Origin of the sequence: Vibrio sp. 10N.286.52.F8, assembly GCF_041468745.1 — a bacterium.
GTDB classification, from domain to species: domain Bacteria; phylum Pseudomonadota; class Gammaproteobacteria; order Enterobacterales; family Vibrionaceae; genus Vibrio; species Vibrio crassostreae_C.
The window spans coordinates 1-208 of the sequence record NZ_JBFRJF010000085.1; the positions used below are offsets into that span (position 1 = coordinate 1).

2 tRNA genes are annotated in these 208 nt (G+C 53.4%); both read right to left on the reverse strand.

The window, feature by feature from the left end:
- Positions 1–8: 8 nt before the first annotated feature.
- Positions 9–84, reverse strand: a tRNA-Ala gene (locus AB4133_RS22040).
- Between the two features lie 14 nt (positions 85–98).
- A tRNA-Ile gene (locus AB4133_RS22045) sits at positions 99–175 on the reverse strand.
- Positions 176–208 lie beyond the last annotated feature (33 nt).

Genomic DNA, 208 nt, shown 5'->3' on the forward strand with positions numbered 1-208 from the left:
CTTAAAGATGGTGGAGCTATGCGGGATCGAACCGCAGACCTCCTGCGTGCAAGGCAGGCGCTCTCCCAGCTGAGCTATAGCCCCATCTAGGTCGATATTGGTGGGTCTGAGTGGACTTGAACCACCGACCTCCCGCTTATCAGGCGAGCGCTCTAACCAGCTGAGCTACAGACCCAATATCGTCTCTTAACTTTTCTAAACCTAATCA